We start from the raw sequence: 21,821 nt of genomic DNA, 5'->3' as shown, positions 1-21,821 counted from the left end.
ATGCTGCCTAAAGGCCTTCTGATCTCTGCCCCTGCGTCGGGCACTGGTAAAACCACTCTGACCTTGGGTCTGCTTTATGCGTTGCGCCAGCAGGGTGTGAAAGTGCAACCCTATAAATGCGGCCCTGATTATATCGACCCGGCGTTTCATACCGCCGCAACCGGCCTGCCCAGCTTCAACCTTGACAGCTGGTCGATGCCGGATGCGATGCTGAATCATCATGTGACGCGTGGTGAAGGTGCCGATCTGATGATCGCCGAGGGGTCTATGGGGCTTTACGATGGTGTGGCCACGGATGGGGCCGCAGGCAACGGGGCCAGCGCAGATATTGCTGCACGCAATGGCTGGCCTGTTGTGCTGGTGATCAATGTTTCCGGCCAGGCGCAATCTGCGGCAGCTACGGCGATGGGCTTCCGCGCCATGCGTCCGGATATGCCCTTTGCCGGAGTGATCCTGAACCAGGTTGCAAGCCCGCGCCATGAACGCCTGATCCGGGTTGGTATGGATGCTGTTGGCATCAAAGTGTTCGGCGCGCTGCCGCGCAAAGGCGCTGTGGAGCTGCCCGAACGCCACCTTGGTCTTGTCCAGGCGGAAGAGCAGGAAACACTGCATAAGATACTTGAAGACCTGGCTGTCTTTATCCGTGAACATATTGATCTTGAGGCCCTGCAGGCCGCTGCCGGGGAAACAACCCTGCCTGCAGGTGGTACCCATGTGATTAAGCCCCCGGCGCAACACATCGCGCTTGCTCGGGATGAGGCGTTTTCCTTCGTCTACCCCCACCTTCTGGATGGCTGGCGTCAGCAGGGCGCGCAGGTTTCTCTGTTCTCACCCCTGAAAGACGAAGGCCCTGCGATGGATGCTGATATTGCCTGGCTGCCTGGCGGGTATCCTGAATTACACGCCGGAAAACTGGCGGCGGCTTCGAATTTCAAAGCGCAGATGCGGACCTTTGCAGAGAAGAAACCCGTACACGGCGAATGTGGGGGCTATATGGCGATGGGTGCGCAGCTTGTGGATAAAGAAGGTACAGCCCATGAAATGCTGGGGCTGCTTGGCCTTGTGACCTCTTACGAGAAACGTAAGATGCACCTCGGCTATCGCCGCGCGACGCTTAATCTGCCAACCGGTGCGTTTGATGCCGGACGTGAACTGGCTGGGCATGAATTCCACTATTCCACCATTCTGGATCAGCCTGATGCACCACTGGCGCGGGTTGTGGACGCCACGGGGGCTGAGGTGCCGGAAACCGGATCAAAACGTGGGCTGGCCACCGGCACATTCTTCCACCTGATTTCGGAGGCTATGTAATGGGATTTGTAAGTTTTGTGTCCTCTGGTCCCGGTGACCCTGAGCTGCTGACACTGAAAGCGGTGAAGCGTCTTCAGGATGCGGATGTTGTTCTGTATGATGATCTGTCTTCCGGCCCGATCCTTGAACATGTGAACCCGGATGCAGACCTGATTTCGGTCGGGAAACGTGCGGGCCGGGCCTCGCCGCGTCAGGATCATATCAGCCGCCTTCTGGTGGATTACGTAAAATCCGGCCAGAAAGTTGTACGCCTGAAATCAGGTGACAGCGGCATGTTTGGTCGTCTGGAAGAAGAGATCGTCGCCCTGACTGCCGAAGGGTTTGATTATGAAGTTGTGCCGGGTGTGACGTCTGCCATGGCCGCTGCGGCAGCAGCGAAAATCCCGATGACCCGGCGTGAGAAATCCCGTCGCGTTCAATTCGTGACGGGGCATGCCCTGACGGGTGAGTTGCCGGAAGACATCAACCTGCCAGCGCTTGCGGATCCGGATGCGACCACGGCGATCTTCATGGGCAAACGCACCTTCCCGGGCCTTGCAGCCAAGTTGATGACGGCAGGAATGCCGGGTGATACACCAGCGATGCTGGCGGAAAATGTATCGCATCCGAACCAGAACATTATTCGCTCCACCGTTGCAGAACTCGCCAAAAGCCTGGCCGAGGCAAAGGTCGACGGCCCTGCGATGATCCTTGTTGGTCCGCTTTACGGAGCAGATCTGTGATTACGCTGCAACTGATCGGCATAGGCACGGGCAACCCGGATCACCTGACGCTGCAGGCTGTTAAAGCACTGAATGCAGCTGATCTGATCCTGATCCCACATAAGGGCGACGAAAAGGCCGATCTGGCGCAACTGCGTCAGGATATCTGTGCCGATGTCCTGACCCGTGATGTTGAAATCGCCGAATTTACCCTGCCTGTCCGTGACCCAGTGATCACTGACTACATTGACCGCGTGAACCACTGGCATGATGCGATCGCGGATTGCTGGATGACTGAAATCAATGCCCGCCCCGGGGTGCAGAATGTGGCGCTTTTGGTCTGGGGGGATCCGTCGCTTTATGACAGCACCCTGCGCATTGCAGAACGTGTGTCAAAACGGGTCGATCTGCAACTGAACGTCGTGCCGGGGATCACCTCGATGCAGGGGCTGACAGCCGCGCATCAGATCCCGCTGAACGCGCTGGGCGGGGCGTTTCAGGTGACAACCGGACGGCAACTGCGCGATCACGGCTGGCCTGCGGATGCGGACCGCCTGGTGATCATGCTGGACGGGCATTGCGCCTTTCAGACGCTGGAACCTGAAGGCATTCACATCTGGTGGGGCGGCTTTGTTGGCATGCCCAATGAAATCACGATTTCCGGTCCACTGACCGAAGTTGCACAGAAGATCACCGAAACACGGCAACGCGCCAAAGACGACCACGGCTGGATCATGGATATTTATATCCTTGAGCGTGGATGAGGGAGAGAAACATGCTGGAAGTATCTGCAGAATTCGCGGCTGAAATTCAGACTGCAATTGATATGAAAACCAAACCGCCCGGCTCACTTGGCCGGATCGAAGAACTGGCGGCACAGATCGCGGGCCTGAAAGGCAGCGTAAAACCGCAGCTTGAGACATGCCATCACGTGATTTTCGCAGCCGACCACGGCATCGCGAGTGAAGGTGTGTCTGCCTTCCCGCAGGCCGTGACACAACAGATGGTCCTGAACTTCCTGAACAATGGCGCGGCTGCAAATGTCTTTGCCAACCGTCTGGATGTGCCGGTGACTGTGGTGGATGCGGGCGTTGCCGGTGATCCGATTGTAGCACCAGGCCTTGTTTCAAAACGTATGGGCGCAGGCACCGACAGTTATCTGTCAGGTCCGGCCATGTCTGCTGAAACGCTTGCAGCGACGCTTGCAGCCGGGGCAGAGATCGCGGCTGCTTCTGATGCTGACGCCATGAGCTTTGGTGAAATGGGCATCGGCAATACCGCCACCGCCACCATGCTGATCCACAAGCTGACTGGCGTTGATCTGGCGACCCTGACGGGGCGTGGGACCGGGCTTGATGATGAAGGCGTTGCGCGTAAACTGGCGATCCTTGAAAAGGCCGCTGCGCGCACATCTGACCTGTCTGTGGATGAAATCCTTGCCGAATACGGTGGGTTCGAAATTCTGATGATGGCGGGCGCGATGATCAAAGCCGCCGAAATGCGCAAGGTGGTTCTGGTGGATGGGTTCATTGCAACCTCTGCCGCACTGGTTGCCCTGACCAAAGCGCCACATATCCGCCCGGCGATGATCTTTGCGCATCTTTCTGAAGAAGCTGGCCATATCGCGACTCTGAACCATCTGGATGCAAAACCCGTATTAAACCTTGGCCTGCGCCTGGGGGAAGGCACTGGGGCGCTTCTTGTCTGGCCTCTGGTGCGCGCGGCTGCGGATATGCTGAACAATATGGCGACCTTCGCAGATGCGGGTATCAGCGGAAAAGACGACTGATATGACCCCGCGGGACGAGATCGAAACCCTGCGCCTTGCGGTGCAGTTTATGACGCGCCTGCCTGTGCCCGCAGGTGCGCCCTATGATCCCTCCCGCATGGCCGGTTCCATTCGCTACTACCCGTTGACCGGCCTGCTGGTGGGCGGGATGGCAGCGCTGGTTCTTCTGATCGCTTCTTGTCTGTGGGCCATGCCAGTTGCTATTGTGCTTGGGATGCTTACCGCGACCCTGATGACCGGCGCGCTGCATGAAGATGGTTTCGCCGATATGGTTGATGGATTCTGGGGCGGCCACACGGTGGAACGCCGCCTTGAGATCATGCGCGACAGCCGGCTTGGCAGCTACGGGGCGCTGGGATTGATCCTGCTTGTGGTGCTGAACATAGCTGCGCTGATGTCTTTCACATCCGGGCAGGCCGCTGTGGCCCTGCTGACAGCGCATATGTTGTCGCGACTGGGCGTTGTTGTTGTGATGGATCGCGGCACCTATGTGCGCCGTACAGGGGCAGGGCAGGACGTGCAGAAAGGCCCGGGCGGCGAAGGTTGGCTGGTGATCGCCTGCACGCTTGTTCCAGGCCTGATCGCTGCGCTTATGTGTTTTGGTCTTTTGCTGACGGCCCTGTCGATGACCCTTGCCGTGGTGATCAGCCTTGCCTTTCTGAAATTCTCGGAACGTAAAATCGGCGGTTACACCGGCGACGTTCTGGGCGCGGTGCAGCAACTGACCTGTCTGATTGTGATCCTGACACTGTCCTTGTAACGCATCTGTCAGCGCAGAGGTCTTGCAATGCGTGGGGCAGGGCTTAGAACTAAGATCCAGACATTATTCAGGGACCTGCCATGCTCGCCGTTCTTTCCCCCGCCAAAAGCCTCGATTTCAATCCCGCACCTGAGGGCACGGCATACAGCATGCCGGACTTTCAGACCGACGCAAACCGCCTTGTGCAGATCGCAAAAAGGCTGACAGTAGAAGATCTGCGTAAGCTGATGAAGATCAGCGAAGATCTGGCACAGCTGAATGTGAACCGTTTCAAAACCTTCGCGAAAGCTTCAACAGCAGAGAATGCCAAACAGGCAGCTCTGGCCTTTACAGGGGATACCTATCAGGGCTTTCAGGCCTGGGATCTGGATGCGGATCAGCTGGCTTACGCCCAGGATCACGTGCGCATTATGTCTGGCCTGTATGGTGTGCTGCGCCCGCTTGATCTGATGCAGCCTTACCGCCTGGAAATGGGCAGCCGGCTTGAGAATAAGGAAGGCAAGAACCTGTACGCCTACTGGGGCACCCGCCTTGGCAAAGCTCTGGATCAGGCGTCTGGTGGGGATGCGGTGATCAACCTGGCGTCCAATGAATATTTCAAAGCAGCCAGTGCCAAAACCATGAAGTCCCGTGTCATCACGCCGGAATTCAAGGAAGAAAAAGGCAATGAACTGAAGATGGTCGGCTTCTATGCCAAACGTGCCCGCGGGGCGATGGCACGTTATATGGTCGAAAACCGGGTGGATCATGTCGAAGGTCTGAAGGATTTCAACACCGACGGCTATGGCTTCCGTGCGGACCTGTCTTCAGATGACAAATGGGTCTTTTCCCGCGTGCAGGCGGCCTGAACGGAAAGGGCCGGAGAATTTCCCGGCCCTTTGCTTTATGCAGTTTCTTTTGTGTCTGGCGTGCCGCCATTCACTTCTGAAATGATATCATCCAGCATCTCCGGGCTCAGGCCCAGATCGATCATCAGAAGCCCGATGAATTTCTGTTCATCCGCGCCGAATTTGCCATCAGACATTGCGACGAGATAAATCGCTTTCAGATGCGGGTTTGCTCAACAAAGTGAAGCTTATCCTGACTTCCTTAAAGGATCAGACCACGGGCCTCTGCGTTGGTTGTGGAGAAGAGCTGCAGCACTGCAGTAAGGGAAATTGCGAGAATAAGACGCATATCGATCACCTGTAACTGTGTAACAAAACCGGGTGTGCCCCGGACAGGTCTTCGTTGGCGTAGAAATGAAATCGGGGGAAGGTCAGGAATTCCTTCCCCCGAAGTGTTTTATGCGTGGATTGCACCATCGCCACAGGCCAGGGCCGCTTCGCGTACGGCTTCTGAACAAGTTGGATGCGCGTGGCAGGTCAGGGCGATGTCTTCGGCAGATGCACCGAATTCCATCGCAACGCAGATCTCGTGGATCATCTCGCCAGCTTGTGGACCAAGGATATGACCGCCAAGGATGCGGTCTGTTTCCGCATCCACCAGCAGTTTCACGAAACCGTCGCCCGCGAACATGGCTTTGGCACGACCATTGCCCATGAAGGAAAACTTGCCAATTTTATAGGCGCGGCCTTCTTCTTTCAGCTGTTCTTCGGTCTTACCAACGGTTGCAACCTCAGGTGCGGTGTAAACCACACCGGGGATAACCCCGTAATTTACGTGGCCTTTTTTGCCTGCGATGACTTCGGCGACTGCCATGCCTTCGTCTTCTGCTTTGTGGGCCAGCATCGGACCCTCAATCGCGTCACCAATGGCGTAGATGCCCGGCACATTGGTCGCCCAGTGATCATTTGTTGCGACCTGACCGCGTGGGGTCAGAGCAACACCAAGCGCATCCAGACCCAGACCATCAGTGAAAGGTTTACGGCCGGTGGCGACCAGAACGACGTCGGCTTCCAGCATGTCTTCCTTGTCGTTTTTCTTCAGCTTGTAGTGCACTTTTGCTTTGGTTTTGTTGGTCTCAACGGATTGAACCGCAGCGCCCATTACAAACTTAAGCCCTTGTTTTTTCAGGGTGCGTGCGAAGGTCTTGGAGACGTCCAGATCCATGCCGGGGCAGACGTTGTCCATGAATTCAACTACGGTCACCTCAGCGCCCAGGCGGGCGTAAACGGAACCCATTTCCAGGCCGATAACGCCTGCGCCGATGACAACCATTTTCTTCGGGATCTTGCCAAGCTCCAGCGCACCGGTAGAGGTCACGACGATCTTTTCGTCAATCTCAATCCCCGGCAGGGATGCGGCTTCAGAGCCCGTCGCAATGACGATATTCTTTGCGTCATGGACTTCATCGCCGACTTTGACTTTGCCGGCTTCAGGGATAGAACCCCAGCCTTTCAACCAGTCTACCTTGTTCTTTTTGAACAGAAATTCGATGCCTTTGGTGTTCTGACCGATGACGTCATCCTTATAGGACAGCATCTGTTTCCAGTCGATGGACGGGGATTTGCCCATCAGGCCCATCTTGGTGAAGTTATGGGTGGCTTCGTGGTAGGAATGGGAGGCATGCAGCAGCGCCTTGGACGGGATGCAGCCCACGTTCAGGCAGGTGCCGCCAAGGGTTTCGCGGCCTTCAACACAAGCGGTCTTCAGACCAAGCTGTGCGCAGCGGATTGCGGAAACATAGCCGCCAGGGCCGCCGCCGATAATGATTACGTCATATGATGCCATTGGTACTCTCCTGAGGGCGGAAATGGGGATGCACATAGTATGCACAAGTTATGCATATACTATGCATATGGTGGGTGTATTGGGGGAAGGGGGCGCTGCCCCCGTCGCCTGCGGCGACTCCCCCGGGATATTTATGCTGAAAAGAAATCATAAGAGAGCTGCGATCAGCATGATGAGGGTTGCCAGGAATCCGACACCCCAGATGATAGAGCGGGCGGGTGTCAGGCCCAGGACATAAGCGGGCACATAGAGGATGCGCGCGCCGAGGTACAGGCCAGCGCAGGCCTGGGTGACCGGGTTTGAGGCGAAGCTAAGATGTACGACCAGGGCGGCGATGGTGAAGAAGATCAGCCCTTCGAAGTGGTTGTTGAGCGCGCGTTTGTGGCGGCCCAGAAGTTGGCTTGGTCTGGCTTCCTCGTCGCGGTTGCCCATGGTGTAGGATTTGCCAAGCTCTTTGTTGGCAGTCCATGCGTAAGCGCCGAACTGGCACATCTGCAAGATGGCGGCGAGGGTAAGGGCGGTGAGTTCAGTGGTCATTGGATGTATCCAGAACTTTGATTTCTTCGAAACGGGCCAGGGCCAATATTGGGAGAAGGATAAAGAAGAAGCAGATGATCAGGAAACCTGCGAAGTTGGGTTCACTGTTTGCCCGCCCGGCAATTGTATGGCTAAGCCCGTTTACATTTGACAGGAGGGCAGAGCCCAAAAAAGCTCCTCCGAAAAATACGGGGACGTGTTGTGTGAAAAAGCGTCGATTTCGGCCTTTCCCAGTCAGATAGAGTAAGCCGCCACAGCCATTGCACTGATGCGCGTCATATTTGTTCCAGCCCCTGTGAGGGTTCGTTTTTGACATACGGCCCATGGGTTGTTGCGCGTCGCATTCAGGGCAGCGCAAATTTGCGACCTTTGAGAATGGCGTCAGAGAAATATCTATTCTCAAACGGCTTATGACAGGTGGGTTCTGGAGTTTAGTTCTCATCAGGCGATACGTTCAGTTGTCATTTGGGTTGCGCTTTTCGAAATGCTCTGATTGCGGCGATGGCCAGTAACGATGGAAACAAAACTGACAGCAGGGGACTAAGATATGACAAATGCGAGACTGCAAACTCGATAAAACCTTTGAACAGGCGTTCTTTTGCTGTGAGGAGTGAGAGAGCTAAATCGGCAAGATACAGAGCCATTGCACATCTGAAAATCCATTGCAGCCAGGAGGTTTTGGAGTTTTTCGCAGATGATGCAAATTCCTTCAGAAGTACCGCCCCGACAATCAGTGGAGTGATGTAAAAGAAGACTGCGGGAAATCCGGTTAAAAACCAGGCTGAACAAACCGCGACAACACTGCAAAAAAGCGCGATCCAAACGGCGGTCATTGGCGCAATTGAGTTGGTACTCATAGTGATCTCCAGCCTGGTGGTACACCGGGCAGCGCCTGACCCTCCCCACGGGAGGGAGCTTTCGCACCCACCCAGGGTCAGGCGCTGCCCTATGTTGTTTACAGATCCATCAGCAGGCGACGTGGGTCTTCGAGCGCTTCTTTCACGCGCACGAGGAAGGTCACAGCGCCTTTGCCGTCAACGATACGGTGGTCATATGACAGGGCCAGATACATCATCGGGCGGATCACCACTTGGCCGTTGATGGCCATTGGACGGTCCTGGATTTTATGCATGCCCAGGATGCCGGATTGTGGTGGGTTCAGGATCGGGGAGGACATCAGGGAACCATACACACCGCCGTTTGAGATGGTGAAGCTGCCGCCCTGCATTTCGTCCATGGACAATTTGCCGTCACGTGCGCGCGCGCCTTTTTCAGCGATCGCTTTTTCAATGCCCGCGAAAGACATGGTGTCGGCGTCCCGGATCACTGGCACAACAAGGCCGGTTGGCGTGCCCGCCGCGATGCCCATGTGGACGTAGTTTTTGTAAACCACATCGGTGCCGTCGATTTCGGCGTTCACTTCGGGCACTTCTTTCAGCGCGTGCACACAGGCTTTGGTGAAGAAGGACATAAAGCCCAGCTTCACGCCGTGTTTCTTCAGGAACAGGTCTTTGTATTCATTGCGCAGGGCCATCACCTCGGTCATGTCGACCTCATTATAGGTGGTGAGCATAGCAGCGGTGTTCTGGCTGTCCTTCAGGCGGCGCGCGATGGTCTGGCGCAGACGGGTCATTTTTACGCGTTCTTCGCGTGGGGCGTCATCGGCGGCGGATGCCGGGCGGGCGGTGGCGACTGGGGCGGGGGCGGCTGCCGGGGCAGTTGCGCCTGCGGAGATCGCGTTTTGCACGTCGGATTTCATCACGCGGCCATCTTTGCCGGTGCCTGCAACGGAACCCGGTGCAAGACCTGCTTCTGCCATGGCTTTGTTGGCGGAAGGGGCGTTTTCAACGTCTTTGCCTGTGGATGCAACCGGGGCCGCAGCCGCAGGTGCTGCCGTCGGAGCAGAAGCGCCTGCGCCGGAGGTCATGACCGCAAGCTTGCCGCCTGCTTCCACGGTTGCGCCTTCAGCGGCCAGGATTTCGGTGATCACGCCAGCGGCGGGTGCGGGCACTTCGACGGACACTTTGTCTGTTTCCAGCTCACACAGCATTTCGTCCTGTGCAACGGTGTCGCCCACAGCTTTGAACCAGCTGGCAACGGTTGCCTCAGACACGCTTTCGCCCAGGGTTGGGACCATCACGTCAACGGACCCACCAGTTGCAGCCGGGGCCGCAGCGGGTGCGGCTGCCGGGGCAGGGGCTGCGCCTTCGCCAGCGGCGATGGTGGCCAGAAGGGCGTCTACGCCAACGGTGTCGCCTTCTTGCGCGATGATTTCACCCATTACGCCAGCGGCGGGGGCGGGGACCTCAACCGTGACTTTGTCTGTTTCCAGTTCACACAGCATTTCATCCTGTGCCACCGCGTCGCCTGGCTTTTTGAACCAGGTTGCGATGGTGGCTTCGGATACACTTTCGCCCAGGGTTGGGACACGTACTTCGGTTGTCATAATGATTATCCTTTGATCGTCAGCGCATCATCAACGAGTGCGGCTTGTTCTGCTTTATGTTTTGAAGCGAGGCCTGTTGCCGGAGAGGCAGAGGCCGCGCGGCCAGCGTATGTGGCGCGGGCGGATGTGTGATCTTTGATGCGGGACAGCACCCATTCGATGTTTGGTTCCATAAAGGACCAGCCACCCTGGTTTTTCGGTTCTTCCTGACACCAGACCATTTCCGCGTTTTTAAAGCGGGACAGTTCCTGGACCATGGATTGCGCCGGGAACGGGTAGAACTGTTCCACACGCATCAGGTAAACGTCATCAAGGCCACGGGCGTCGCGTTCTTCCAGCAGGTCAAAGTAGACCTTACCTGAACACATCACCACGCGTTTGATTTTGTCATCGGCTTTCAGGTTTGTGTCGGAATTGCCTTTTTGCGCGTCATCCCACAGCACCCGGTGGAAGGAACTGTCGCCTGTGAAATCCTCAATCCCAGACACGGCCAGCTTGTGGCGCAGCAGGGATTTTGGTGTCATCAGGATCAGCGGCTTGCGGTAATCGCGGTGCATCTGACGACGCAGAATGTGGAAGTAGTTTGCAGGCGTCGTACAGTTGGCAACGATCCAGTTGTCACCGCCACACATTTGCAAGAAACGTTCCAGGCGGGCAGAGGAATGTTCCGGGCCCTGGCCTTCAAAGCCATGCGGCAGAAGAACAACCAGACCAGACATGCGCAGCCATTTGCTTTCACCGGAACTGATGAACTGGTCGAACATGATCTGCGCGCCGTTGGCGAAATCGCCGAACTGGGCTTCCCACATCACCAGGGCATTTGGTTCGGCAAGGGAATAGCCATATTCAAAGCCCAAGACCGCATATTCAGACAGCATAGAGTCGATGACTTCATACTGTGCTTGGCCTTCGCGGATGTTGTTCAGCGGATAGTAACGTTCTTCCGTGTCCTGGTTCACGATGCCGGAATGACGGTGCGAGAATGTCCCGCGTGTCGCATCCTGACCGGCCAGACGCACAGGGTAACCTTCGGTGAGAAGAGACCCAAACGCCAGGGCTTCGCCGGTGGCCCAGTCAATGCCTTTGCCAGCCTCAAGCGCTTTGCCTTTGGTTTCCAGCATCCGCGTGACGGTTTTATGGGTTGGGTAGCCTTCAGGCACGGTGGACAATGCGCCGCCGACTTCCTTAAAGGTGTCGTCCTTAATCGCTGTTGTGCCACGCTGGTAGTTGTCATCTTTGGTATCAAGATGGGACCAGCGGCCATCCAGCCAGTCGGCTTTGTTTGGCTTATAAACTTTACCGGCTTCGAATTCCTCATTCAGGTGTGCCTGGAAAGAGGCTTTCATATCCTCGATCTCACCCTCTGGGATCAGGCCGTCTTTGACCAGACGTTCTGTGTACAGCTGAAGCGTGGTCTTATGGCCTTTGATGTTCTTATACATCAGAGGGTTGGTGAACATCGGTTCATCCCCCTCGTTGTGGCCAAAACGACGGTAGCAGAAGATATCCAGCACAACGTCTTTGTGGAATTTCTGACGGAATTCAGTTGCGACGCGGGCGGCATGCACCACTGCCTCAGGATCATCGCCGTTGACGTGGAAGATCGGTGCTTCGACCATCATCGCGATGTCGGTTGGGTAGGGGCTGGACCGGCTGAAATGCGGCGCTGTGGTGAACCCGATTTGGTTGTTCACAACGATATGCATGGTGCCGCCGGTTTTATGACCCACAAGACCGGACAGGCCGAAACATTCAGCGATCACGCCCTGGCCCGCAAAGGCCGCATCGCCATGCAGCAGGATTGGCATGACTTTGGTGCGATCGGTGTCGTTCAGTTGGTCCTGCTTTGCGCGAACTTTGCCGATGACAACGGGGTTTACGGCTTCGAGGTGGGACGGGTTCGCTGTCAGGGACAGGTGCACGGAATTGCCATTGAAATCACGGTCAGATGACGCGCCAAGGTGATATTTCACATCGCCAGAACCATCCACATCCTCGGGCTTAAAGCTGCCGCCCTGGAATTCGTTAAAGATCGCTTTGTACGGCTTTTGCATCACGTTCGCGAGAACAGACAGACGCCCGCGGTGCGGCATACCGATGATGATATCCTGAACACCCAAAGCACCACCGCGTTTGATGATTTGTTCCATCGCCGGGATCAGGCTTTCGCCGCCATCAAGGCCAAAACGTTTGGTGCCCATGTATTTCACATGCAGGAATTTTTCAAAACCTTCGGCCTCAACCATTTTGTTCAGGATCGCCTTGCGGCCTTCCTTGGTGAACTGGATCTCTTTGCCATAGCCTTCGATACGTTCTTTCAGCCAGGACGCCTCTTCCGGGTTGGAAATGTGCATGTATTGCAGGGCGAACGTCCCGCAATAGGTGCGTTTCACGATGTCCACGATCTGACGCATGGATGCGATTTGCAGGCCCAGCACGTTATCAAGGAAAATCGGGCGATCCATATCCTGGGCGGTGAAACCATAAGTCGCCGGATCAAGTTCCGGGCGGATGGTTTCGTCGCGCATTTTCAGGGGGTCAAGGTTCGCGGCCAGATGGCCACGGATCCGGTAAGCGCGGATCAGCATCAGGGCGCGGATTGAATCCAGCACCGCGCGTTTGATGGCCTCATCAGACACCTCAACGCCTTTTTCCTGCGCCTTGGCTTTGATCTTGTCACCCGCGCCTTTGGCTTCGGGTTCCGCGGGCCATTCACCCGTCAGGGCGGCGGTGACATCATCCGCTGGCACAGGCGGCCAGTCCATACGGCCCCAGGACGGGCCTGCTGCCTCTTGTGTGACTTCATGTGCACCATCACCAAGCGACTGGAAAAATTCAGCCCATGATGCATCAACGGCCGATGGGTCGTTGGCGTAGCGGGCATACATTTGCTCCAGATACTCGGCATTATGCCCCTGCATAAAGCTGGTGGCATGAAACTGGTCATTGGGGGACTGGTCGTTCATTGGATGACCTCACTGGGGTTGGGACCGTATTTATTTGTTGTGGGTTCGGATGGCGTTGCAAGCCAATGGATGTTCAAAATGAGCACGATGATGAAAGCCACGATCATTGCCCCGGCAAGATAACCGGAAACCGGTACCTGGACGTGACCCTGTTGGGCATACTCAGAGAAGAAACCTGATACGCCGGTATGGGCGAGCAGGATCAGAAACATGATGAGCCACCAGCCAAGAAGCGGCAGATAAGGCAGATACCCGGGTTTGCCCATATCGTGCATTCTGCGCCAGCCGGCGGTGATCCAGGGCAGGGCACAGATTAAAAGGAAGATAGTGCCAAAGATGCCGCCAGAGTATTGCTTTCTGATGGCGATAGGGTCGCCAATTGGATTACCAAGGCTGTCGACATTGTAGGAGACAGTGATCGTCGGACCGAAAATGGCCGAGTTCAGGATGATCAGCGCAATGCTTCCGAGCAGAATGAACAGAATGAACTTCCAGAATTCACTGCGGGTAGCGCGACCCGAAAACGTGAATCCTTTGCGGAAACAGATTTTTGCAGCCTCAAGCATAGTCATAGGGTTTCTCCCCGTGGATGCGCGCCCCATTGGTTTTCACCGGGTTCAGATCTGCGTAGCAGGGTGGGGGTGATCAGGGCAAATGACAAGCCCGCGATCATAACGAGCGGCAGGATCGCCACATAGAAAATCAGCGCGCCCAGGATGTTGTGGGCGGCAGTGCCCAGGGCGACACCTGGGCTGAGATAGGCGTAAAGCGCGTTTTCGCGGGGGCCAGCCCCATCCATAGCCATATCAGCGTGGACAGCGGCCAAGTGGACATCAACACGCAGAGAAGGCAGGGACAGCCAGGCGGCAAGACCCAGGCACAGGAAGCAGAGCAGAAACAGTATCGCGCCGGATTTTGCGGATTTCCCCGCATCATGGAAACGACGGATTGCGGCGGTGAACGTCAGAGGCAGGGTGATCATGGAAATGATCAGCCCAAGGGTGAAGGCCCGCAGGCCTGTCAGCGGGCTTTCTGCGAGGGCCAGCATCCCTAAGCCAAAAGCAGGCGCGCCCATATGCACAGCCCATAAAGACCAGAACTCCCCCCGTGTGGCACGGGAAGAGAGTGACAGGCCATTGGTCAGGCAGCGTGATATGGAAGCAGTGATGCTCATGGCAGAACCTCCGCCCGGCGGTGGCGCCGGGCAGCGTCCGACCCTCCCCACGGGAGGGCGCTTACGCACCCACCCTGGGCCGGGCGCTGGGAACAATCCAGCCCTGACCATATGTGGAGAGAGGTTGTCATTGTTTTAACCGATCGCTTTCAGCACAGCTTCGCCAAGGGTGGCGGGGCTGTCTGCGACAACGATACCAGCGGATTTCATCGCTTCGATCTTGTCTTCAGCGCCACCTTTACCACCAGCAACAATCGCGCCAGCGTGGCCCATGCGACGGCCGGGAGGGGCTGTGCGGCCAGCGATAAAGCCAGCGGTTGGTTTCCAACGGCCTTTTTTCTTCTGCTCGGCGAGGAATTCAGCGGCTTCTTCTTCTGCGGAACCACCGATTTCACCGATCATGATGATGGATTGGGTTTCATCATCATCGAGGAACATATCAAGCACGTCGATGTGTTCGGTGCCCTTAATAGGGTCGCCGCCAATGCCAACAGCTGTAGACTGGCCAAGACCAATGTCAGATGTCTGCTTAACCGCTTCATATGTCAGGGTGCCGGAACGGGACACAACACCAACAGAACCACGCTTGTGGATGTGGCCTGGCATAATGCCGATTTTGCAGGCGTCAGGGGTGATCACGCCCGGGCAGTTTGGCCCGATCAGGCGGGAGGCAGAGCCTTCCAGCGCGCGCTGAACACGCATCATGTCAAGCACGGGAATGCCTTCGGTGATGCAAACGATCAGTTCCATTTGCGCGTCAATCGCTTCCAGGATGGAATCCGCTGCGAAGGGCGGAGGCACGTAGATCACAGAAGCATTGGCTTCGGTCGCGTGTTTCGCTTCGTGCACGGAGTCGAAAACCGGCAGGCCAAGGTGGGACATGCCGCCTTTGCCCGGGGTTACGCCGCCGACCATTTTTGTGCCATATGCAATGGCTTGTTCAGAGTGGAATGTGCCCTGAGAGCCGGTAAGGCCCTGACAGATCACTTTGGTGTTTTCGTCGATGAGGACTGCCATTTGGAGTCTCCTGTTTGCTGGAATACGCTAGCAGCAGGCTGCTTCGTAGTGTTTCGTTGAGCTGGTGAAATCAGTAGGAAAATAAGGCTGGATACGGATTCAATGATTGCGATTAGGCTGAAGAAGCCAGTAGCAAAGATTAGATTCCGCATGTTCGCGTCGAATGCGGTTAAACCTCGACGGCCAATATTCTCGGGGCCTTCGGTGTTCAATATTTGCATTTCATTCAAGAGGTACAGAATGAATGCGGCTATACACAGTCGTAATATAGACCACAGAATGAATCCCAGTTTCTTTCGGCCATACTTCGCGAATGCTCTCATGGCGACGATGTCCCCAGTTGCCAACATAAATATGACCAAAAGAAATACCATTAACCCTTAACCGCTTTCACGATCTTCTCGGCGCCGTCGGACAGGTCGTCAGCTGCGATCACATCAACGTCGGAGTTGTTGATGATGTCTTTGCCGGCTTCCACATTGGTACCTTCAAGGCGCACTACCAGCGGAACCTGCAGACCAACTTCTTTCACCGCGGCAACAACGCCCTCAGCGATCACATCACAGCGCATGATGCCACCGAAGATGTTCACGAGGATGCCTTTGACGTTTGGATCAGAGGTGATGATTTTGAACGCTTCGGTCACTTTCTCTTTGGTGGCGCCGCCGCCAACATCAAGGAAGTTCGCAGGTTCAGCACCGTACAGCTTGATGATGTCCATGGTCGCCATCGCCAGACCCGCACCGTTCACCATGCAGCCGATTTCACCGTCAAGGGTGATGTAGTTCAGGTCGTATTTAGAAGCCTCGAGTTCCTTCGGGTCTTCTTCGGTCATGTCGCGCAGTTCAGCCACGTCAGGGTGACGATAGATGGCGTTGCCGTCGAAGCTGACTTTCGCGTCAAGCACTTTCAGATCACCGGAATCGGACACGATCAGCGGGTTGATTTCCAGCATTTCCATGTCTTTTTCGATAAATGCTGTGTACAATTGGCCCATCAGCTTAACGCATTGCTTGACCTGCGCGCCCTTGAGGCCCAGGGAAAACGCGATGCGACGGCCGTGGAACGCCTGGTAACCGGTTGCCGGATCAACAGAGAAAGACAGGATCTTTTCAGGTGTTTCTGCTGCAACTTCTTCGATGTCCATGCCGCCTTCGGTGGAACACACGAAAGACACGCGGGATGTCTGACGGTCCACGAGAAGTGCCAGGTACAGTTCGGTTTCAATGCCAGAACCTGCTTCGATATAGATGCGGTTCACTTGCTTGCCAGCAGGTCCAGTTTGGTGCGTGACCAAAGTGCGGCCCAGCATTTTCTTAGCTTCTTCAGCGGCTTCTTCGACGGATTTGCAAAGACGTACGCCGCCTTTTTCGCCTGCGTCAGCTTCTTTGAATGTGCCTTTGCCGCGTCCACCTGCGTGGATCTGCGCCTTAACAACCCAAAGCGGGCCATCAAGTTCGCCAGCGGCGTTTTTTGCGTCTTCAGCTTTGGTGACCGGGCGGCCCTCAGAAACGGGTGCGCCGTAAGAACGCAAAAGCGCCTTGGCCTGGTATTCATGAATGTTCATGTCATCTTCCGGTTTGTTGCTGCGGTTTCTGGCAGTCAATACGACCTGATCCTGTAAATAAATCGTTTTTATTCCACAAATGCGTGATCGGCGGATATTTGTTGCATTTGTGATCACAGGTTTTGTGGCTGTGATCACAAAATTGCAGGATCGTAACTCTGATGGGATTCGTATGGCAGACGTCTGGCGGAAAGATCCGAAAGCGACCCTTCGTGTTTTCCGGGAGACCCGCGCGGTGACTTCTGCCACCGCGCGTAATTTATCAGTTCAGCATAAAGACGAACAGCCCGCTTTGTCGTTGTACCATGCGTTCAAAGCGGATCCAGTTGTCGCCGGTCATGACTTCGCCCTGACGGGCGTAAGGCAGTGTGGCCGTGCCCTGGGCCCAGCCGATAACATTCAGGGGGGCGGGGTTTTGAACCCAGGCGTTAATATCAATGCCGTGGCCAGGGGCGTACCGCCAGAAGGGGACCAGAAGTTCGCCCTTCAGCATTTTTTCCATATCCGTCAGGACGGCCAGCCAGGCTTCATCAATATTCTGGGGCATCTCGATCCCCAGGGCGGCCTGTTGCGATCCATTGGGGATCCATTCGCGATCATTGTCGGTTTCTGCAATTACCAGCCGCCAGAAATTGCGGTTGTGGTCAACCATATCCAGAAGGTGTTGCTGCGCTTTCGCAACCCGGGCTTGATCCGGCTGGTGGCGCAAGGTTTCAATGACAACCGCTGCCATGTCGACGAAATGGGCGCTTTCTGACATCCAGTTCCGCTCGCCCACAAGGATCTCGCCCAGGGCATTTCTATCGTCAACACTGAGTTGCTCGTAGAGCTTCTGGTATTCTGCGATCTCTTCTTCTGTAGGGATCTCAATGGACAAGGAAAATTCGACAATCTTCTGCAAACCAGGGAATTGCGCGGCCATAGCGAGGCGCTGATCGTAAATTGCCCGGCGCAGATCCAGCGCCTTCTGAATTTCAGGCTGCGGGTCGAAGGCCAGGATCAATTCGCTGACGCCAGAAATCACATTGGTATAGGCGCGTAGCCAGTGCGCGTCTGCTTCATCAAATCGAATGGTGGCCTGAAGGGGATTGGGCAGCTCTGGGTTGTCTTCAAACTGGCGTTCAAATTCCCGGATCTGCCAGCGGGACAGAACGTTCTGCAGGGCAGTTTTGCCAAAGTCTTCTTCTGCGTCTCGAGTGCCGTTCATATTGATATCAAACCAGATATCCGGCAGGGAGAGTTCGAACGCCGCATTGGATCCTTCGGGGATTTCAGCCAAAAGCGCATCGGTTTTCGCCATATCCGCAAGGAAGACCTCGAACAAGGCGTTCAGCGTGTCACCCTCGATCATTTCCGGTTCCGGGTTCACGGGCAGCTCATTGGAAAACAGCGGCAGGGGCAGGTCATCCGTCACATAACCCACCTGCCAGCGGGTCTGATAGGCTTTCTCAATCGCCCGCAGGAAAGTGATGCCGCTGAGTGCCAGACGATCATCGGGCGTCAGTTCTGGCTGGCTTTCCAGGCTTTCGATCGCGCCAGCAAGGCCGACATCACGGATCAGATCAGAAGGTGCAGCCTGTGCGGACATTGCAAAACAACAGGCAGCGGCGGACATAAGAAGGGTTCGCATGGAACATCCTCATCATAAAGTAAAAGCGCGCCATAAAGATGTAGCGCGTTTTCATGATTTTACCAGGGCAGGAATTCCTGACCTTGAACAGAGTAAAACATCTGTAAAAGGCGCACTGACTTTTAGCCAAACAGGCGGAAAAGCAGAAAGCGGATGCGGGCAGATGCGGATTGCAGCAGATAGCCACGCGATTTTTTTCTGGCAATCTCGTCTTTTTTAACGGTGGCGGAATCATCACCAATGTGACGCACATCACCGTCTTTGAGGTGGGCCAGGCGAAAGCCGGACAGTTTGTGTTGAAGGCAGATTTCCCGTTCCGGGCCGATATTGGCAAAAGGTGCGCAGGCCAGATAGTCGCTGGTTCGGCGCAATCCGGGGTTGAACGAAAAACTGCCGTAGCGACGATGCGCTTTGGGATCGAATTCCCAGTATTCGATACCGCTCTCGACTTTGTCCCAAAGTTTGTAATGTGACAGTGGGGTTTCTTCCGGCGCGCGGACCATAACAGCATGAATATTTGAATGTTTATCAAGGATCACGCGAGACCGCGCAATGAAAAGAGTGCTGGGGAAAACCCAATCGTCTTCGCAGTGATAGATATAGTCGGTGTCGACTTCAGCGTAGGCCCGGTCAACTGAATAGATCTGCCCCATATTCTGTTCATTTTGTAAGAACAGATAGGGCACATCGCGAAGGCACCGCGAAACGATGCCTTCGATCTCTTGATTTTCTGAGTCCTCGACCACGATTATGCGTTTTACATTCCCGAGATCGCAGGAAGCGATTGAGGTCAGCGTTTTCTCCAGATCATCGGGGCGATTACAACTGGTCAGGACCAGTGTGACATCTTTTACTTGATTTTCCAGCACGCAGCCTCTCCTTGCTTCAGATCAGCCCAGAGAGCTGTCGATTGCCTTACAGGCGTCAACCAGACCCTTAACCGCAGCAACGGAGGTGTCGAACATTTCCTGCTCTTCTGCGTTCAGTTTGATGTTGACGATTTTCTCAACACCACCGGCGCCGATCACGGTTGGAACACCAACATACATGTCAGATACGCCCAGATCGCCGTCACAGTATGCCGCACATGGCAGAACGCGTTTCTGATCTTTCAGGTAAGCTTCGGCCATTTCGATCGCGGAAGTTGCAGGCGCGTAGAATGCAGAGCCGGTTTTCAGCAGGCCAACGATTTCAGCACCACCGTCACGGGTGCGCTGAACGATGCTGTCCATTTTTTCCTGTGTGGTCCAGCCCATTTCGATCAGGTCCGGCAGAGGGATACCTGCAACGGTGGAATAACGTACGGAAGGCACCATTGTGTCGCCGTGGCCGCCCAGAACGAAGGCAGTTACGTCACGCATGGATACTTTGAATTCTTCCGCGAGGAAGTGACGGAAACGTGCAGAGTCAAGAACACCCGCCATGCCGCAGACTTTGTTGTGTGGCAGGCCAGAGAATTCGCGCAGGGCCCAAACCATGGCATCCAGCGGGTTGGTGATGCAGATCACGAATGCGTCTGGTGCGTGTTTCGCGATGCCTTCGCCAACGGATTTCATCACTTTCAGGTTGATGCCCAGCAGGTCATCACGGCTCATGCCTGGTTTACGTGCAACACCTGCGGTCACGATGCAGACATCTGCGCCTGCGATATCAGCGTAATCGCTGGAACCGGACATAGCTGCGTCAAAACCTTCGGACGGGCCGGATTCAGCAATATCCAGCGCCTTACCCTGTGGCAGACCATCGGCAATATCAAACAGAACTACGTCGCCGAGTTCTTTAACAGCTGCGAGGTGGGCAAGGGTGCCACCGATGTTACCGGCACCGATAAGGGCAATTTTAGGACGAGCCATGGGGAGTCTCCATACATTGGACATCTGTGAAATTCTGTCGTCATGCCTAATCCGATTGTCGCATTCGTGCAAGGCGCTGCAACGCGGCAAATCGTGCAACTTGTGGTGATCAACGGGATGCGTTAGCGCTGACAGGGTCGAAACCTGCTGGAAACACGCGCCTGATGCCTGACGTATTTGACGGAACTTTTTTCGCTTTTGCCATTGCTGCGGTGTTGTTTGCGGGGGTTTCCAAGGGTGGTTTTGGGTCTGGTGCGGCTTTTGCGGCGACGCCATTGCTGGCGCTGATTCTGGAACCCGGGGCTGCGATTGGCCTGATGTTGCCGCTGTTGATGCTGATGGACATCACCGCGCTGCGCCCCTATTGGCGACGCTGGGATACGGCATCTGCCTTCGCTTTGATCATTGGCGCGCTGCCTGGCGTGTTGCTGGCCGCACTTCTTTATAAAATCGCCAACCCGGATTTCTTTCGCCTGTTGATTGGTCTGATTGCGTTGGGCTTTGTGGGGTTTCAGCTGGCCCGCGCCCGGGGCCTGATCCCGCCTGCAAAACAGCCGATGGGGCAGGGGGCAGGTGGTTTCTGGGGGCTGATTGCCGGGTTCACCAGTTTCATTTCGCACGCCGGCGGTCCGCCCGCCGCAGTTTTTCTGCTGTCCCGTGATCTGGATAAGCTGCGTTTTCAGGCGACCACAGTTCTGGTGTTCTGGGCGATCAACCTGATGAAATTCATCCCCTATGCAGGCCTTGGTATCTTCACCAAACAAAGCCTGCTGGCGGATCTTTATCTTGCGCCTTTTGCCGTCATTGGCATCTGGCTGGGGGTAAAACTGCACCGGATTGTGCCGGAACAGCTATTCTTTGCGCTCACCTATGTTTTCCTGGTGATCACTGGGGGAAAACTGGTGCTGGATGCGTTGATTTAAATCTGTTCCCCGGGCGCAACGGCTGCAACTTCTTCGTCGATCGCTTCCCAGGCCTGACCAGAGGCCACAACACATGTCATGCCGTTTGGCATCGTGACGGTGATCGTCCAGGTGCCGGTTTCGGTTGAAGCGAAAGTTTCCACCACCGCATTATTCGCCCCCAGCGCCACGGATTGCCGGCTTTCGCCAAACCCTTCGGCCAGACGATCCACAACCATTTCGCGCGGGGCGCAACGGCTGCCCTGGGCATGTGCATTCTGAACCGCAATCAGTGTTGCCCCAACGGCCAGAGACAGGGCCAAAAGCGGGGCCAGTATATTCTTCTGCATCGGTTTTCCTTTCAGAGCGGGTGCATTTTGCCACCCGTTTCGATCTGATCAGAGGCTTGCCTGCGCGGCCCTGTCTGCCGTCATCTCTTACGTCGCGCCGAAGTTCGTTGCCCCGGAATGCCTGTGCGCCCTTTTGGACGCCTGA

22 protein-coding genes are annotated in these 21,821 nt (G+C 55.7%); 7 read left to right on the top strand and 15 right to left on the bottom strand.

The genetic code is table 11. From position 1 onward, the window contains the following. The 6 genes from H1D41_RS03830 (at window position 1) to yaaA (ending at window position 5,409) form a co-directional block, all read left to right on the top strand. Window positions 1–1,311 (top strand): cobyrinate a,c-diamide synthase, encoded by a 1,311-nt coding sequence (locus H1D41_RS03830; RefSeq protein WP_228847664.1) that lies wholly within the window; start codon window positions 1–3, stop codon window positions 1,309–1,311. Further along, window positions 1,311–2,033, top strand: a complete 723-nt coding sequence (gene cobA, locus H1D41_RS03825; protein ID WP_228847663.1) for a uroporphyrinogen-III C-methyltransferase — start codon at window positions 1,311–1,313, stop codon at window positions 2,031–2,033. Before H1D41_RS03830 ends, cobA begins: the two co-directional genes overlap by 1 nt. Then, the gene (gene cobF / locus H1D41_RS03820; RefSeq protein WP_228847662.1) at window positions 2,030–2,776 is read left to right on the top strand and encodes a precorrin-6A synthase (deacetylating); all 747 of its coding nucleotides are present in this window, start codon (window positions 2,030–2,032) and stop codon (window positions 2,774–2,776) included. Before cobA ends, cobF begins: the two co-directional genes overlap by 4 nt. A gap of 11 nt (window positions 2,777–2,787) precedes the next feature. Beyond that, a complete protein-coding gene (cobT, locus tag H1D41_RS03815; protein ID WP_228847661.1) occupies window positions 2,788–3,801 on the top strand; it encodes a nicotinate-nucleotide--dimethylbenzimidazole phosphoribosyltransferase in 1,014 nt (337 codons plus the stop codon). A 1-nt stretch (window position 3,802) separates the two neighbouring features. Beyond that, on the top strand, window positions 3,803–4,561 hold the full coding sequence (gene cobS / locus H1D41_RS03810; protein ID WP_228847660.1) for an adenosylcobinamide-GDP ribazoletransferase: 759 nt from the start codon (window positions 3,803–3,805) through the stop codon (window positions 4,559–4,561). Window positions 4,562–4,641: 80 nt separating this feature from the next. After that, entirely contained in the window at window positions 4,642–5,409 is a 768-nt protein-coding gene (gene yaaA, locus H1D41_RS03805; protein ID WP_228847659.1) for a peroxide stress protein YaaA, read from the top strand. Between the two features lie 35 nt (window positions 5,410–5,444). Here yaaA and H1D41_RS03800 read toward each other — a convergent pair whose 3' ends face one another. From H1D41_RS03800 to mdh, 14 genes are all read right to left on the bottom strand, one after another. Beyond that, the gene (locus H1D41_RS03800; RefSeq protein ID WP_228847658.1) at window positions 5,445–5,585 is read right to left on the bottom strand and encodes a hypothetical protein; all 141 of its coding nucleotides are present in this window, start codon (window positions 5,583–5,585) and stop codon (window positions 5,445–5,447) included. 260 nt (window positions 5,586–5,845) lie between these two features. Continuing rightward, on the bottom strand, window positions 5,846–7,234 hold the full coding sequence (lpdA, locus tag H1D41_RS03795; RefSeq protein ID WP_228847657.1) for a dihydrolipoyl dehydrogenase: 1,389 nt from the start codon (window positions 7,232–7,234) through the stop codon (window positions 5,846–5,848). A gap of 147 nt (window positions 7,235–7,381) precedes the next feature. Continuing rightward, window positions 7,382–7,771 carry an MAPEG family protein gene (locus H1D41_RS03790; RefSeq protein ID WP_228847656.1) on the bottom strand — a complete coding sequence of 130 codons (390 nt, stop codon included), beginning with the start codon at window positions 7,769–7,771 and terminating at the stop codon, window positions 7,382–7,384. Beyond that, entirely contained in the window at window positions 7,761–7,940 is a 180-nt protein-coding gene (locus H1D41_RS03785) for a hypothetical protein (protein WP_228847655.1), read from the bottom strand. The genes H1D41_RS03790 and H1D41_RS03785 overlap by 11 nt, the downstream gene beginning before the upstream one ends. A gap of 292 nt (window positions 7,941–8,232) precedes the next feature. Next, window positions 8,233–8,628 (bottom strand): hypothetical protein, encoded by a 396-nt coding sequence (locus H1D41_RS03780; RefSeq protein ID WP_228847654.1) that lies wholly within the window; start codon window positions 8,626–8,628, stop codon window positions 8,233–8,235. Window positions 8,629–8,726: 98 nt separating this feature from the next. Then, window positions 8,727–10,217 (bottom strand): 2-oxoglutarate dehydrogenase complex dihydrolipoyllysine-residue succinyltransferase, encoded by a 1,491-nt coding sequence (gene odhB, locus H1D41_RS03775; RefSeq protein ID WP_228847653.1) that lies wholly within the window; start codon window positions 10,215–10,217, stop codon window positions 8,727–8,729. A gap of 5 nt (window positions 10,218–10,222) precedes the next feature. Next, window positions 10,223–13,183 (bottom strand): 2-oxoglutarate dehydrogenase E1 component, encoded by a 2,961-nt coding sequence (locus H1D41_RS03770; protein ID WP_228847652.1) that lies wholly within the window; start codon window positions 13,181–13,183, stop codon window positions 10,223–10,225. Beyond that, window positions 13,180–13,755, bottom strand: coding sequence for a DUF805 domain-containing protein (locus H1D41_RS03765; RefSeq protein ID WP_228847651.1), 576 nt, complete (start codon window positions 13,753–13,755; stop codon window positions 13,180–13,182). The genes H1D41_RS03770 and H1D41_RS03765 overlap by 4 nt, the downstream gene beginning before the upstream one ends. Then, the gene (locus H1D41_RS03760; RefSeq protein ID WP_228847650.1) at window positions 13,752–14,357 is read right to left on the bottom strand and encodes a DUF805 domain-containing protein; all 606 of its coding nucleotides are present in this window, start codon (window positions 14,355–14,357) and stop codon (window positions 13,752–13,754) included. The genes H1D41_RS03765 and H1D41_RS03760 overlap by 4 nt, the downstream gene beginning before the upstream one ends. Window positions 14,358–14,492: 135 nt before the next feature. Continuing rightward, window positions 14,493–15,374, bottom strand: a complete 882-nt coding sequence (gene sucD / locus H1D41_RS03755; RefSeq protein WP_107495436.1) for a succinate--CoA ligase subunit alpha — start codon at window positions 15,372–15,374, stop codon at window positions 14,493–14,495. Between the two features lie 373 nt (window positions 15,375–15,747). Then, window positions 15,748–16,941 (bottom strand): ADP-forming succinate--CoA ligase subunit beta, encoded by a 1,194-nt coding sequence (sucC, locus tag H1D41_RS03750; RefSeq protein ID WP_228847649.1) that lies wholly within the window; start codon window positions 16,939–16,941, stop codon window positions 15,748–15,750. Window positions 16,942–17,203: 262 nt separating this feature from the next. Further along, window positions 17,204–18,571, bottom strand: coding sequence for a hypothetical protein (locus tag H1D41_RS03745; RefSeq protein ID WP_228847648.1), 1,368 nt, complete (start codon window positions 18,569–18,571; stop codon window positions 17,204–17,206). Between the two features lie 122 nt (window positions 18,572–18,693). Continuing rightward, the gene (locus tag H1D41_RS03740; protein ID WP_228847647.1) at window positions 18,694–19,440 is read right to left on the bottom strand and encodes a glycosyltransferase family A protein; all 747 of its coding nucleotides are present in this window, start codon (window positions 19,438–19,440) and stop codon (window positions 18,694–18,696) included. 21 nt (window positions 19,441–19,461) lie between these two features. After that, window positions 19,462–20,424, bottom strand: coding sequence for a malate dehydrogenase (mdh, locus tag H1D41_RS03735; RefSeq protein WP_228847646.1), 963 nt, complete (start codon window positions 20,422–20,424; stop codon window positions 19,462–19,464). Between the two features lie 164 nt (window positions 20,425–20,588). On the opposite strand from mdh, the gene H1D41_RS03730 reads away from it, so the two are divergent. Further along, window positions 20,589–21,347: a sulfite exporter TauE/SafE family protein gene (locus tag H1D41_RS03730; protein WP_228847645.1), complete on the top strand. Its 759-nt coding sequence runs from the start codon at window positions 20,589–20,591 to the stop codon at window positions 21,345–21,347. Here the strand turns inward: H1D41_RS03730 and H1D41_RS03725 are convergent. Then, window positions 21,344–21,676: a hypothetical protein gene (locus tag H1D41_RS03725; RefSeq protein ID WP_228847644.1), complete on the bottom strand. Its 333-nt coding sequence runs from the start codon at window positions 21,674–21,676 to the stop codon at window positions 21,344–21,346. The two genes, H1D41_RS03730 and H1D41_RS03725, sit on opposite strands and share 4 nt — an antisense overlap. Window positions 21,677–21,821 lie beyond the last annotated feature (145 nt).

It is taken from the genome of Halocynthiibacter styelae (assembly GCF_016123485.1).
Taxonomy (GTDB): domain Bacteria; phylum Pseudomonadota; class Alphaproteobacteria; order Rhodobacterales; family Rhodobacteraceae; genus Halocynthiibacter; species Halocynthiibacter styelae.
This window is presented reverse-complemented; position numbering and strand designations above follow the sequence as displayed.